At 74.2% G+C, this 12,541-nt stretch carries 12 protein-coding genes; 8 read left to right on the top strand and 4 right to left on the bottom strand.

All coding sequences use genetic code 11. From position 1 onward, the window contains the following. Positions 1-82: 82 nt before the first annotated feature. Complete coding sequence (locus J421_RS25005; RefSeq protein ID WP_025413852.1) at positions 83-883, bottom strand: succinate dehydrogenase; 801 nt, start codon at positions 881-883, stop codon at positions 83-85. Positions 884-1,006: 123 nt separating this feature from the next. Here J421_RS25005 and J421_RS25000 point away from each other — a divergent pair, with 123 nt between their 5' ends. The 5 genes from J421_RS25000 (at position 1,007) to J421_RS24980 (ending at position 6,067) form a co-directional block, all read left to right on the top strand. After that, the gene (locus tag J421_RS25000) at positions 1,007-2,734 is read left to right on the top strand and encodes a sensor histidine kinase (RefSeq protein ID WP_025413851.1); all 1,728 of its coding nucleotides are present in this window, start codon (positions 1,007-1,009) and stop codon (positions 2,732-2,734) included. Beyond that, a complete protein-coding gene (locus tag J421_RS24995; RefSeq protein WP_025413850.1) occupies positions 2,731-3,414 on the top strand; it encodes a response regulator in 684 nt (227 codons plus the stop codon). Before J421_RS25000 ends, J421_RS24995 begins: the two co-directional genes overlap by 4 nt. A gap of 176 nt (positions 3,415-3,590) precedes the next feature. Continuing rightward, positions 3,591-4,421, top strand: coding sequence for a hypothetical protein (locus tag J421_RS24990; RefSeq protein WP_025413849.1), 831 nt, complete (start codon positions 3,591-3,593; stop codon positions 4,419-4,421). A gap of 91 nt (positions 4,422-4,512) precedes the next feature. After that, on the top strand, positions 4,513-5,295 hold the full coding sequence (locus J421_RS24985) for a hypothetical protein (RefSeq protein WP_025413848.1): 783 nt from the start codon (positions 4,513-4,515) through the stop codon (positions 5,293-5,295). A 10-nt stretch (positions 5,296-5,305) separates the two neighbouring features. Beyond that, positions 5,306-6,067 carry a class I SAM-dependent methyltransferase gene (locus J421_RS24980; RefSeq protein WP_025413847.1) on the top strand — a complete coding sequence of 254 codons (762 nt, stop codon included), beginning with the start codon at positions 5,306-5,308 and terminating at the stop codon, positions 6,065-6,067. A gap of 31 nt (positions 6,068-6,098) precedes the next feature. Here J421_RS24980 and J421_RS24975 read toward each other — a convergent pair whose 3' ends face one another. Next, the gene (locus tag J421_RS24975; protein WP_025413846.1) at positions 6,099-6,359 is read right to left on the bottom strand and encodes a hypothetical protein; all 261 of its coding nucleotides are present in this window, start codon (positions 6,357-6,359) and stop codon (positions 6,099-6,101) included. A gap of 214 nt (positions 6,360-6,573) precedes the next feature. On the opposite strand from J421_RS24975, the gene J421_RS24970 reads away from it, so the two are divergent. Further along, positions 6,574-7,167: a peroxiredoxin family protein gene (locus tag J421_RS24970; protein ID WP_025413845.1), complete on the top strand. Its 594-nt coding sequence runs from the start codon at positions 6,574-6,576 to the stop codon at positions 7,165-7,167. A gap of 157 nt (positions 7,168-7,324) precedes the next feature. Beyond that, positions 7,325-7,942 (top strand): hypothetical protein, encoded by a 618-nt coding sequence (locus tag J421_RS24965; protein ID WP_025413844.1) that lies wholly within the window; start codon positions 7,325-7,327, stop codon positions 7,940-7,942. A 102-nt stretch (positions 7,943-8,044) separates the two neighbouring features. Here J421_RS24965 and J421_RS24960 read toward each other — a convergent pair whose 3' ends face one another. Then, positions 8,045-8,773 (bottom strand): AfsR/SARP family transcriptional regulator, encoded by a 729-nt coding sequence (locus tag J421_RS24960; protein ID WP_025413843.1) that lies wholly within the window; start codon positions 8,771-8,773, stop codon positions 8,045-8,047. Between the two features lie 91 nt (positions 8,774-8,864). On the opposite strand from J421_RS24960, the gene J421_RS24955 reads away from it, so the two are divergent. Further along, the gene (locus J421_RS24955) at positions 8,865-11,798 is read left to right on the top strand and encodes a serine/threonine-protein kinase (RefSeq protein ID WP_158508894.1); all 2,934 of its coding nucleotides are present in this window, start codon (positions 8,865-8,867) and stop codon (positions 11,796-11,798) included. On the opposite strand, the gene J421_RS24950 is transcribed toward J421_RS24955, so the two are convergent. After that, positions 11,719-12,492, bottom strand: a complete 774-nt coding sequence (locus J421_RS24950; protein ID WP_025413841.1) for an RNA polymerase sigma factor — start codon at positions 12,490-12,492, stop codon at positions 11,719-11,721. The genes J421_RS24955 and J421_RS24950 overlap by 80 nt on opposite strands. Positions 12,493-12,541 lie beyond the last annotated feature (49 nt).

Below are 12,541 nucleotides of genomic sequence, written 5' to 3'. Positions count from 1 at the left end.
CGCTCCACGCTCCGCGCTCCACGCTCACTCCGTCTCGCGGGGACGCCGAGCGTGGAGCGTGGAGGGTGGAGCGTGGAGGAGATCAGAAGATTCGCGCGTCGTGCCAGATCCCCATCGCGCACAGTCGCACGTAGAGATCCGCGAACGCGACCGAGACGAGGCTCGCCCACGCGAACCGCATGTGCACGCGATTGAGGCAGCTCACGCAGTCGTACGCCGCCTTGCGCGCGGGGCGGCCGTGCAGCCGGTCGAGGTAGCCGCCGACGACGTGGCGCAGCGAGTGGCAGCCCAGCGTGTAGCAGCCGAGCAGCACGACGTTCGCCGCGAGCACGAGCGTGCCGACGCCGATGCCGAAGCCGTCGGGGAAGCGCGTCGCCTTCACGACGTCGTACGCGAGGACGACGAGGAAGCCTAACGCGATGTACAGGAAGTACCGGTGGACGTTCTGCACGATGAGCGGGAAGTAGCGCTCGCCGCGATAGCGTCCCGTGGTACGGAACCCCGGCTCGCCGACGGCGCACGACACGGGATCGGCCCAGAACGCCTTGTAGTAGGCGCCGCGGTAGTAGTAGCAGGTGAAGCGGAAGCCGCCCGGGGCCCACAGGATGAGCAGCGCCGCGGAGAACGGCAGCGCGTGCGGCCACCACGCCGGCTGCGGCCCGAACCACGCGTGCGTCGAGTCGCCGAACAGCAGCGGCGAGTAGAACGGCGACAGGTACGGGCCCGACTCGTAGTACGCGCCCTGGAACGCGGCCCACGTCGCGTACACGACGAACGCGCCGAGGATCGCGAACGTCACCGCGGACTGCACCCACCAGGCGTCGCGGCGCGACGTCTCGCCGAAGCGGCGTGGGGGAGCGAGCGGGAGCGGCGCGTGAGCCATCGCTATCCTCCGGTCTCGGTGGGCGGTGTCGGCTATTCGACAGTCCGGTACACGCCCTGTCAACACGGCGACCGCCCTTTCCGCTCTTTCCGCCCCTTCGTCGTACAGACACATTAGCGCTCGATGCCCGAGCCCCCGGTCGTCCCGCTCCGGCCCTCCCCGCTCGCGCGGCTCGCGCGCGAGCGCGACAGCCTGCGCGGCGTCATCGCGTCGATCGGACGCGAGACCGACCTCGCACCGCTGCTCGCGCGCGTGCTCGAGCACGCGTGCGCGCTGCTCGCCGCCGACCACGGCGCGATCAGCCTCGTCGACGAGTCGCGCGGTACGGTGCGCGCCGCCGCGGTGCGCGACATGCCCGCGGTGCGCATCGGCGACATCATCCCGCCGGGCGTCGGCATGGTGGGGCTCGTGCTCGAGCGCAGAGCGCCGGTGTGCGTGCGCCGCTACGCGGAGATCCCGACGCCGATCGTGCCCGCGCTCGACGAGCACGCGATGATCGGCGTGCCGGTGCACTGGGGCGACGCGCCGATGGGCGTGTTCGCGCTCGGCCGCGCCCCCGACGCGTCCACCGGGCGGCGGCGGCCGTTCGGCGCGCGCGACGTGGAGACCCTCGAGGAGTTCGCGCGCCACGCGGCGATCGCGGTGCACAACGCGCGGCGCCTCGCGGCCGAACGGCTGCGCGGCGAGCGGCTCGCGCTCATCGCGCACGTCGGGCGGCTCGTCACCGGCGACCTGCAGCGCGACGAGCTGCTGCAGCGCGCCGCCGACGCGATCCACGAGATCCTCGGCTACGAGAACGTCGCGATCGCGCTGCTGCTCCCCGAGGATCCCGACACGCTGCTGCTGCACTCGCTCGGCGGCGGCTACAAGCGCGCGATCGGCGGACGCCACCACATCCCGATCGACCGCGGACTCATGGGCGCCGCGGCGCGCACGCGCGAGGTCGTGCTCGCGAACGAGGCCGCGTCCGACCCACGTTATCTCCCGACGCCGGGCACCGACGGCCGACAGGCGGAGGTCGTGCTCCCACTGCTCGCCGGCGACCGCGTGCTCGGCGTGCTGAACGTGGAGCGGCGCGAGCCGTTCGCGGCGGAGGACGTCGACGGGCTGCGCATCGTCGCCGACCAGCTCGCGGTCGCGCTGGAGAACGCGCAGCTCTACGAGGCCGCGCAGCGCGCCGCCGCGCTCGAGGAGCGGCACCGCCTCGCGCGCGAGCTGCACGACTCGGTGACGCAGCAGCTCTTCACCGCGTCGCTCGTCGCGCAGTCGGTGGGCGCGGCGTACGCGCGCGACATGGTGGAGGGCGAGCGGCGCGCCTCGATGCTCGTCGACATCACGCGCGGCGCGCTGGCCGAGATGCGCGCGCTGCTCACCGAGCTGCGGCCGTCGGCGGAGTGGCCGGTGCTGACGATCCCCGACGCCGGGCTCGCGCGGCTGCGTGGCGTGGGGCTCGTGGAGGCGGTCCGCACGCACGTCGCGTCGGGCGCCGTCGGCGAGGTCGCGGTCGACGTCGTCGACGACGGGTGGACGCCGCAGCCGCCGGCGATCGAGGAGACGCTCTACCGCATCGCGCGCGAGGCGCTGCACAACGTGGTGAAGCACGCGCACGCCGCACGGGCCGAGGTGCGCGCGACGACGCGCGGCGGCGTGGCGCGGCTCACCGTGCACGACGACGGCGCGGGATTCGACCCGGGCACGCGCATCGGCGGGCGGCGCGACGGTGGGCTCGGCCTGCGATCCATGCGCGAGCGCGCGGCGGAGCGCGGCGGCGCGCTGCACGTGGAGAGCGCGCCGGGCCGCGGCACCACGGTGGAGGCGGCGCTTCCCCTCGGCGAGGCGGACATGCCATGAGCGCGCGCGACACGAGCGGACACGACGGCGCCGGCGCGGTGCGCGTGCTGATCGCGGACGACCACGAGATCGTGCGCGAGGGGCTGCGCATGATCCTCGGCGACGCGTCCCCGTTAGGCGGCGCGGCGATCGACGTCGTCGGCGAGGCGGGCACGGGCGACGAGGCGGTGCGGCTCGCGGGCGAGCTGCGCCCCGACGTGGTGCTCATGGATCTGCTCATGCCCGGCACCGACGGGCTCGAGGCGCTGCGCCGCATCCGCGCCGCGGGCACGGCGCGCGCGGTGCTCATCCTCACCACCTTCGGCGACGACGCGAAGGTGCGCGAGGCGATCCAGGCGGGCGCGTTAGGCTACCTGCTGAAGGACATGCAGAAGGACGATCTCGTGCGCGCCGTGCACGCCGCCGCGCGCGGCACGCCGACGCTCGACCCGCGCGCGCAGCAGCTGCTCATGCGCCACCTCGCCGAGCCGGCCGCGCCGTCGCCGTTCGACGGGCTGACGCCGCGCGAGCGCGACGTGCTGCGGCTCATCGCGCAGGGACGCAGCAACAAGGAGATCGCCGCCGCGCTCTTCCTCAGCCTCGGTACGGTGAAGGGCTACGTGAGCGCGATCCTCCCGAAGCTCGGCGTCGGCGACCGCACGCAGGCGGCGCTGTTCGCCACGAAGCACGGGCTGACCTGACGCGCTGAGCGGCCGCCGAGCCGCCGCTGCCCCTGTCTTTCGGCAGGGGTCCGCCCATCCATCGCGGGGCCGAGATCCGGCCGGTCGCCGGAATGCGCCGCGCGCGTGAGACCGAGACCTTGGTGGTGCGCCGTGCAGCGTCCGGCGCTCGTCTCACCTCTTCTGGAGATCGACCCATGCGAGGCACCATCACGCTCGTCGGCGCGCTGTTAGGCGCCTGCCTTCTGGCCGACTGCGGCAACGCCTACGACGATCCGACGACGCCGCAGGTGGACCCCGCGGTCGCGGCGGACGACGCGCTCGCCGCCGCGGGCTTCCTCGTCACGCGCGACGGCGCGAAGCAGGTCGTGCGCGCGACGGGCGACATCAAGTCGGGGATCGACGCGTACCGCGCGCTGCTCGGCACGCTCAACCCGAACACGGCGGGCGAGCAGGCGACCGGGCGCCGCGAGATCAACTGGGACGGCGTCCCCGCCGCGGTCACCAACACCGACGCGTTCCCGGCCGACTTCTTCAACAAGAACTCCCCGCGCGGCGCCGTGCTCGCGACGACGGGCACCGGATTCCGGGTGGCCGACGACGGCTTCGCCGCGGTGAACCCCTCGTACGCCGGCGAGTTCAACGTGTTCAGCCCGGCGAAGGTGTTCGCCGCCGTCGGCAGCGCCGCGCTCGAGGTGCGCTTCTTCGTCGCGGGCTCCGCCACGCCGGCCACCGTGACCGGCTTCGGCGCGGTGTTCGCCGACGTCGGCCGCTCGGGACGCACGACGATCGAGTACTACGACGTGGCCGGCCGGTTGATCGCCGCGGTCGCCGGCCCGCGCCAGAACGGCGCCGCGGGGCTCTCCTTCGCCGGCCTCGTGTTCGACACGCCGATCGTCGCGCGCGTGCGCATCACCTCGGGCGAGGCGCCGCTCGGCGCGTCGGTGCGCGACGCCACGCGTGGCGGCTCGGCGGACCTCGTGGTGATGGACGACTTCGTGTACGGCGAGCCGCACGCGATCAAGTGAACGACTGCCGCGTGGCTGCGTGGCTACGTGAGGGCCTAACGGATCACGCAGCCACGCAGCCACGCAGCCACCAACCGGAGACTCTCCCGCCATGACCCAGATGTGGACCGTTCGCGGCACGCTCGCGGTCGACGAGACATGGACGACCTGCGGCGAGGACGGCGCCCTGGTGGTGCGGCGGCGGCCGCTCGCCGGGGTGCGCGTCGAGGTGCGCGGCTTTCCCGACGATCGCGCGTGCCGCTCGCCGTTCGGGAGCGCGGTGACGGACAGCGCGGGACGCTTCCGCGTGCGCGCCGTGCGGCCGACGTGGTCGCAGGAGCTCGACGTGCGCGCGCGGTTCGCCGACGCGCTCGTCGTGGTCGGGGTGGGCGGCGGGTTCGGCGCGCGGGAGCTCGCACCATGGCGCGAGCTCGTGGCCGAGGCGCCGGCGACGGGGCCGGTCGTCGAGCTGGGAACGCTCGTCTTCGGCCACGGCGAGCCGGGCGCGCGCGGGCGTCACGCGGACGAGGCGGCGGCGTGGTACGTCGCGCGCACCGCGCTCGCGTTCCTCCGCGCGCGCGGCGAGGCCACGCCGATCACGCCGCTCGTGCTCGCGTCGCCGGTGAAGCCGTCGCGCGACGCGGTGCTGCACGACGTCGTGCGGTGGTGGCTGCACGGGCACGCCGATCCCGACGTCCCGGCCGGACTCGTCGTGTCGTCGGTGCAGCGCGCGCTGTGGCCGACGCAGGAGCGCGTCACCCGCCTGACGGCGGCGGCGGAGCTGCCGTGCACGCGCGGCGACGACTGCGTCGGTGGGCCGGTGCCGCACACCGAGGAGGAATGCCTCGCGATGGAGGCACGATGGAATGCCGGCCGACGCCGCCGAACCGGATGACCCGCCGACCATGACCGACACGACCTGCTACGACGCGCTCGCCGCGCGCTATCACCTGCTCTACGCCGACTGGGAGTGGAGCATCGCGCGACAGGGCGCGGCGCTCGCCGGGCTGCTGGGCGAGCTCGGCGTGTGCGCCGGCGCACGGGTGCACGACGCGGCGTGCGGCATCGGCACGCAGACGATCGGGCTCGCGCAGCGGGGCTACCGACTCTCCGCGTCGGACCTCTCGCCCGGCGCTGCGGCGCGCGCGCGCGACGAGCTCGCGCGGCGCGGCGCGACGGCCGACGTGCGCGTGGCCGACATGCGCGCGCTGCCCGTGCTGCTGCGCGAGCCGATCGACGCCGTGATCGCGTGCGACAACGCCGTACCGCACCTGCTCACCGACGACGAGATCCTGAAGGCGTTCCGCGGCTTCCGCGCGGTGCTCCGTCCCGGCGGCGCGCTCGTCGTGTCGGTGCGCGACTACGCGGCGATGGCGCGCCAGGATCCCGACGTGCACCCGTACGGGCTGCGGCGCGTCGATGGACGTCGGGTGCTCGCCGTCCAGGTGTGGGAGTGGGACGACGACGGCCGCCGCTACGACGTCCGCATCTACGTCACGGAGGAGGAGGCGGACGGCCTGTGCACGACCACCGTGCACCGCAGCCGCTACTACGCCGTGTCCATCGCGCGGCTCACCGAGCTCGCGCTGCAGGCCGGCTTCCGCCGCGTCGAGCGACGCGACGGGGTGCTGTTCCAGCCGGTGCTCGTCGCGAGCGTGGAGAGCTGACCGACGCCGGGCACCGGAAGGGTCGCCGTCGTCAGGTCGCAGCGCCGCGGTCGGCGTGCTCGGGTCGCCCTCCCAGGTTCACGGCTTCCGCGTGCACCCGCTCCATGATCGCGGCGAGCTGGGTCTCGGCGTCGGCGCGCTCCTGGGGGGTGAAGAGGTCGCGGTTGGCCGCCGCGCGGAGCGACGCGAGCATCTCGTCGATCAGGTCGCGGAGGTGATGGTGTCGGCGTCGCTCGCGGCCCGCGGCGGGGCGGTCGGCGGGCTGCGGCGCGACGGCGCGGGTGTCGGTCATGCGTCCTCCGCTGATGGCATCGGGGGTGAGCGTTGCAGGACGAGGGCCAAGGGTCGAGGGGCAGGCGGCCCCGGCCCTTGGAGGGCTTTCGCGCATCCCATTGGGTCGGGAAGGAAATCCCGGTATGCTACGACTGGAACGACGCGGGGCCGGCCCGCCGCCGCTCTTCAGCCGCGGCCCGCCGGCGTTAGGCCTCCCCTCACCCGACCTCCCAATGCGCTCCTCGCTCACTCTCGCCGCGACCGTCGCCGTGCTCGCGCTCGACGCCGGCGCCGCTCGGGCCCAGACGGCCAGCAGCACGACCACCACGGTCACCACCACGACCACGACGACCGTCGTCGCTCCCGCCGTCGGCGAGGCGGCGCCCGACTTCTCGCTCCCGTGGGCCGACGGCAGCGGCGCCCGCGCGACGCCGGTGGCGCTCTCGGACCTCAAGGGGAAGGTCGTCGTCGTCGCGTTCTACCCGAAGGACCGCACGAGCGGGTGCACGGCCGAGCTGACGAAGTTCCGCGACGAGTACGCGTCGCTGTTCGGCGACGGGGTGGTCGTGGTCCCGGTCTCCGCCGACTCGATCGACTCGCACGTGTCGTGGGCGTCGGAGATGAAGTTCCCGTTCGCGCTCGCCTCCGACCCGAGCCTCGCGATCGCCGACAAGTACGGCTCGCGCATGGCCGGCCGGCCGATCGCCTCGCGCACCGTGTTCGTCATCGGCAAGGACGGCCGGATCGCGTACCGCGAGATGAAGTTCAACGCGCTCTCGGAAGACGCGTACAAGGCGCTCGCCGCCGCGGTGGCCGCCGCGCGCTAGGTCGACGGCATCGAACCGCAGAGGAACGCAGAGGGCCGCAGAGGACATCGAGTTCAGTCCTCTGCGGCCCTCTGCGTCCTCTGCGGTTCCAACGCAACGGCAATCCGATCGGGCTCCACGCGCCGTAGATCGCGCGTCACCAGCCGAGGTCCCGATCATGGCCAGCACGGTCGTCCCCCGTCCCCAGCACCTCCTCACCGTCGCCTTCGACCGGAGCGCGGGGTGGGCTGCGTTCGCGAGCGCGGCGCTCGGCGTGCTCTACGCGGTCGCGTTCGTCGTCCTGCGCGATCCGGGGCTGAGCGCGGCGACGCTGATGCTCGGCGCGCTCACCTCCACGGCGGTGTTCGTCGCGCTCCATGCGCGCACGAGCCCGATCGCGCCACCGGCCGCGCTGTGGGCGCTGCTCGTCGCGATGCTCGGCGCGCTCGGCGCCATGGTGCACGGCGGGTTCGACCTCGCGAACGTGCTGCACCCGCCGGCGGTGTCGAGCCCCGACCTGCCGAACGCGGTGGACCCGCGGGGGCTGCTCACGTTCGGGCTCTCCGGGCTCGGCACGCTCGCCTTCGCGCGGCTCCTCACGCGCGACGCGCGCACGCCGGCGTGGCTCGCGCCGTTAGGCGTGCTCTCCGGCGTGCTCTCGCTCGCGCTCTACGTCGGTCGGCTCGTGGTGCTGAACCCGGCGAGCCCGCTCATCGCGTTCCCTGCACTGGCGGCGGGGTTCGTCGTGAGCCCGGCGTGGTACATCGGACTCGGGCTGGCGTTACTGAGGGACTAGGGCGCGGGCGTGGGACGCATCATGGCCATCGCGTTTCCATCATGTCCATACCGCGCTCGATGGAGACCGATGGTAGCGCCATGAACGTGATCCGTATTGAAGTCACCGCCCCTCCCGCCTCATCCGCTCCACCAGCTCGCGCGACTCCCTCGACGGCTCCGCGTCGAAGTCCCGCCGGAGCCGCCGCGCGAAGTCGTCGTAGACGTGGAGCGCGCCGGCCACGTCGCCGTGCTCGGCCAGCAGCTGCATCACGCGGCGGAGCATCCGCTCGTCGGACGGGGCGAGCTCGCTGGCGCGCCTCGCGAAGCGGTTGGAGTTCGTGAGCTGGCCGCCGGAGGCGCTCTCGGCGGCGAGGCTCCACGCGGCGGCGGCCATCTTGTCACGCAGCATCGAGCGGGTGCGCTCGAGCCAGTCCTCGAACGCGCCGGCGTCCTGGACGAAGAACCCCGGCAGCAGGTCGCCGCGCTTGTACAGCTCGAGCGCGCGCAGGTAGCGCCCGGCGTCGACGGACTCGTCCGCGTCCACGGCGTCGCACCAGACGGCGTCGCGGGCGAGCGCGATCTCCTCGTCGCCCCGTCCCACGATCACGTCGTCGCCGAGCGCGCGGCGGAGATCGTACACCGCGCGGCGGAGCGACACGCGCGCGCGCTCCTGGTCGAGCTCCGGCCACAGCAGCCCGACGATCCGGTCGCGGCGGTGATAGCCGCGGGGCTGCGCGAGCGCGAGGTAGGCGAGCATGGCGATGCGCTTCGGCTGCGCGAGCAGCGCCTCCGCGGCGGCCGCGGGCAGGCCCCCGAGGTCCGTCGCGCCGAGCAGGCGCAGCTCGATCATGGCGTTCCCATTGCGTGCGTCCGTCGCTGGTCCCGCGGAAGTCTCCGCCGCGTGGCCGTCTGTAATCAAGTGGACGGCTCCGGGGACATCGATGCGAGACTTCGCAGAACGCGTGCGGCAGGCGCTGCAGGACCGGTACGACGTCGAGCGCGAGATCGGGCGCGGCGGCACGGCGACGGTGTTCCTCGCCACCGACCGCCGCCACGGCCGGCGCGTCGCGGTGAAGGTGCTGCACCCGCACTTCGCGGCGTCGACGTACGCCGAGCGGTTCCTGCGCGAGATCCACCTCGCCGCGGGCCTGCAGCACCCGAACGTCGTCGCCCTGCACGACTCCGGCGAGATCGACGGGCTGCTGTACTACGTGATGCCGTACGTCGCCGGCGAGACGCTGCGGCACCGGCTGCAGCGCGACGGGCAGCTGCCGGTGGACGACGCGGTGCGCATCGCGCGCGACGTCGCCGCGGCGCTCGGCTACGCGCACGCGCGCGGCATCGTGCACCGCGACGTGAAGCCGGAGAACGTGCTGCTGGCCGAGGGGCACGCGCTCGTGGCCGACTTCGGCATCGCGCGCGCGATCGGCAGCGACGGCACCGGCCTCACGACGAGCGGCGTGGTCGTCGGCACGCCCGCGTACGTCAGCCCCGAGCAGGCGAGCGGCGCCGCGGCGGTCGACGCGCGGAGCGACATCTACAGCCTCGGGTGCGTGCTGTTCGAGATGCTCGCCGGCGTGCCGCCGTTCCATGGGCCTAACGGCCAGGTGCTGCTCGCGCTCCACCAGACCGGCACGCCCCCGGAGCTGCGCGCCTACCGTGGCACCGTGCCGCCGTCGGTGGAGTCGACGGTCATGCGCGCGCTCGCGAAGGCGCCCGCCGACCGCTTCGCGTCGACGAGCGAGTTCGTCGCGTCGCTCGACGGGGCGTCGGTGCCGATGCCGCCGCGCGCGCGTACGTGGCGGCGCGCGTGGCGTCGTCTGCCGGCGGCGCTCGCGGTCGGGGCGCTCGCCTATCTCGCGATGCAGCTGCGCCCGACGCTGCCGCGCCCGCGGGCCGACGACACGGGGCTCGTCGTCGCGCCGTTCAACGTCGTGTCGTCCGACTCCGCGGTGCTCGTGTGGCGCGAGGGGATCGTGGACCTCCTGAGCACGAACCTCGCGGACGCGGGACCGATCCGCGCCGTGCCGCCGTCGGTCGCCGACGCGTACTGGCCGGCGCACGCGGACGCGACGTCGACCGCGGAGCTCGCACGGCGCACGGGCGCGCGGTTCGGCGTGTACGGCACGCTCGCCGCCATCGGCGTCGACTCGGTGCGGCTCGCCGCCGTGCTCGTCGACGTGCGCGACGACGGCGCGCGCACGGTCGGCGAGTTCCGGTGGGAAATGCCGAGGATGCGCCTAACGGAGCTGAGCGACTCGCTGTCGCGCGGCATCCTCGTCGCGCTCGATCGCGTGGTGCCGATCGGCGCCGTATCGGGCTCGTGGCTCGGCGCGCACACCACCGAGCCGGCGCTGAACGAGTTCCTGCGCGGCGAGCAGGCGTGGCGCCGCTCGGACTGGGGCGCGGCGATCGAGCACTACCAGCGCGCGCTCGCCGTCGACTCGACGTTCGCGCCCGCGCTGCGGCGCGTGGCGACGGCGATGGGATGGCAGGGGACGGAGGCCGACTCGCTAGTGCAGGTGTACCGGCTGCGCGCCGCGCGCTTCAACCACGGCCTTCCCGCGCGCGAGAGTTTGCTCGTCGTCGTCGACTCGCTGTCGGCCGCGGTGGCGATCGCGCGGCGCGACCCCGACGTCCCCGCGTCGGCGCTGTGGCGCGACGAGCGCCGGCTGTTCGCGACGCTGCGCGACGCGACGGCGCGCTACCCGAACGATCCGGAGCTCTGGTATCAGCTCGGCGACAAGCGGTACCACTACGCGGTGGGGCCGATGGCCGTGCCGCCGGAGTCGATCCTCGCGAGCTTCGACCGCGCGATCGCGCTCGATTCGGGGTTCGCGCCGAGCTACCTGCACGCGGTGGAGCTCGGGCTGCTGTTGGGCGGCGACTCCGCCGGGATGCGCTACGCGCGCAAGTACCTGACGCTGAACCAGGCCGACATCAGCGCGAGGGCGGTGAGCGCGACGGCCGGTCTCGTCGCCGCGGGCGGCCTCGCGGGCAGCGGCGTGCGCTTCGACACGGCGACGACCGACGCGCTCATCGCGACGCGCAAGATGATCGACCGCTGGCTCGACACGGGGCAGACGGCCGTGGCGATCGAGCGCATGGTCGCGGCGCGGCTGTCTCGCGACTCGACGCCGGGTCCGTGCGCCGCGCGGCGGGGCGAGGTGGCGTGGCGGTTCGCGTTCCGCGGCCGCATGCGCGAGGCGTGGTGCGTGCTGGGCGCGGATGGTCGCCGGCGGTTCGCGCTCGCCGGCGAGCTCGCCTTCGTCGGCGCGGCGCCGGACGACTCGATCGCGGCGCTGTTCGACCGGTGGGAGGCGGACGGCTCGCAGTGGCTCGCGCTGACGCTCCCGTGGCGGAGCGCGCACGGCGACACGGCGGCGCTGCGCCGCGTGCTCGCGCGCGCGGAGCGGCGCACGCATGCCGCGGCGGCGATCGACCGCGAGCGCGCGGCGTACGACACGGCGGCGGCGCGCGCGTACCTCGCGCTCGCGCGCCGCGACTCGGTCGACGCGCTGCGGCGCTTCCTCGCGCTGCCCGACACGCTCTGCTTCTCGTGCTTCCGCATCGACCGCATCGTGCGCGCGCGGCTGCTGGCGGCGCTCGGACGCCTCGCCGAGTCGCGCGCGATCCTCGCCGGCTGGACCGACGCCGATCCGACCGCGCTCGAGGGTGTCGCGCTGCTGGAGCGCGCGCGGGTGTCCGAGCGCATGGGCGACGCCGCCGACGCGCGGCGCGCCTACGAGCGCATCCGGCGGCAGTGGGGGCGCGCGGAGGAGCCGTGGCGGTCGCTCATGCAGCCTGCTCGAGCACCGAGCGCGCCTGCCTTCGTGACAGCCCCGCCTCCTCCAGCGAGCGCCGGAGGGCGATGAGCGCGCGATCGAGGCGGCGGTAGAGCGGCTTCTGCGGAACGCCGAGCGCGCGCGCGATGTCGGCGACGGTGAGCCCGTCCCAGAAGCGCATGCGCACCACGACGCGGTCCTCGTTAGGCAGCGCGTCGAGCGCGCGCACGAGCGCCGCCTCGACGCGCTGCCGCTCGTCGTGCCGCTGCTCGTCGCTCACCGCGGCCTCCGCCGAATCGTTCGACGGCACGTCCACGAGCTCCACCGGGATCTCGACGAGGCGTCCCGCCGCGCGCCGCGGCAGCGCGACGAACAGCTCGACGAGCTCGCGCTCGGAGAGGTCGGTCTCGCCCGACGTGCGGAGGACGAGCGCCGCCTGCCGGACCGTGTGGCCGTCGCGGTGCACGAGCGCCTCGAGCCGCATGGCGACGCGGCCCGCGCGCCGCGCCGCGGCGGAGGGGCGCCACCGTCCCCAGCACCGCACGCGGTACTCGCGGTGCAGCGTGGCGATGACGACGACGAGGTACGTCGTGAGCGCGCTCTCGCCGCGGAACCGGCGGAGGATCGCGTAGTCGTTCTCGAGGATGCGCAGCAGCGCCCACGACGCGAAGTCGTCCGCGTCGGCGTGCCCCATGGCGTGCCGCCGGCAGAGCGACGTCATGGTGTGCCGCATCCAGTCCAGGTGCGCGAGGAACGTCGCCTCGCAGGCATGCAGTTCGGACATCTTTCGCCCCCTTCCCCGACGACGTGAGAACCGGTGGGGAAGGTGCGCC

It is taken from the genome of Gemmatirosa kalamazoonensis, assembly GCF_000522985.1.
GTDB lineage: Bacteria > Gemmatimonadota > Gemmatimonadetes > Gemmatimonadales > Gemmatimonadaceae > Gemmatirosa > Gemmatirosa kalamazoonensis.
The sequence above is the reverse complement of the archived record's forward strand: the minus strand, read 5'-3'. Positions and strand labels throughout refer to the sequence as shown.

What these genes read in the sequence shown, in the direction of transcription:
- J421_RS24975 (WP_025413846.1), bottom strand. Translation starts at nt 6,359, where the DNA reads ATGACCGACACCCGCGCCGTCGCGCCGCAGCCCGCCGACCGCCCCGCC.
- J421_RS25005 (WP_025413852.1), bottom strand. Translation starts at nt 883, where the DNA reads ATGGCTCACGCGCCGCTCCCGCTCGCTCCCCCACGCCGCTTCGGCGAG.
- J421_RS24985 (WP_025413848.1), top strand. Translation starts at nt 4,513, where the DNA reads ATGACCCAGATGTGGACCGTTCGCGGCACGCTCGCGGTCGACGAGACA.
- J421_RS24955 (WP_158508894.1), top strand. Translation starts at nt 8,865, where the DNA reads ATGCGAGACTTCGCAGAACGCGTGCGGCAGGCGCTGCAGGACCGGTAC.
- J421_RS24965 (WP_025413844.1), top strand. Translation starts at nt 7,325, where the DNA reads ATGGCCAGCACGGTCGTCCCCCGTCCCCAGCACCTCCTCACCGTCGCC.
- J421_RS25000 (WP_025413851.1), top strand. Translation starts at nt 1,007, where the DNA reads ATGCCCGAGCCCCCGGTCGTCCCGCTCCGGCCCTCCCCGCTCGCGCGG.
- J421_RS24970 (WP_025413845.1), top strand. Translation starts at nt 6,574, where the DNA reads ATGCGCTCCTCGCTCACTCTCGCCGCGACCGTCGCCGTGCTCGCGCTC.
- J421_RS24980 (WP_025413847.1), top strand. Translation starts at nt 5,306, where the DNA reads ATGACCGACACGACCTGCTACGACGCGCTCGCCGCGCGCTATCACCTG.
- J421_RS24995 (WP_025413850.1), top strand. Translation starts at nt 2,731, where the DNA reads ATGAGCGCGCGCGACACGAGCGGACACGACGGCGCCGGCGCGGTGCGC.
- J421_RS24960 (WP_025413843.1), bottom strand. Translation starts at nt 8,773, where the DNA reads ATGATCGAGCTGCGCCTGCTCGGCGCGACGGACCTCGGGGGCCTGCCC.
- J421_RS24950 (WP_025413841.1), bottom strand. Translation starts at nt 12,492, where the DNA reads ATGTCCGAACTGCATGCCTGCGAGGCGACGTTCCTCGCGCACCTGGAC.
- J421_RS24990 (WP_025413849.1), top strand. Translation starts at nt 3,591, where the DNA reads ATGCGAGGCACCATCACGCTCGTCGGCGCGCTGTTAGGCGCCTGCCTT.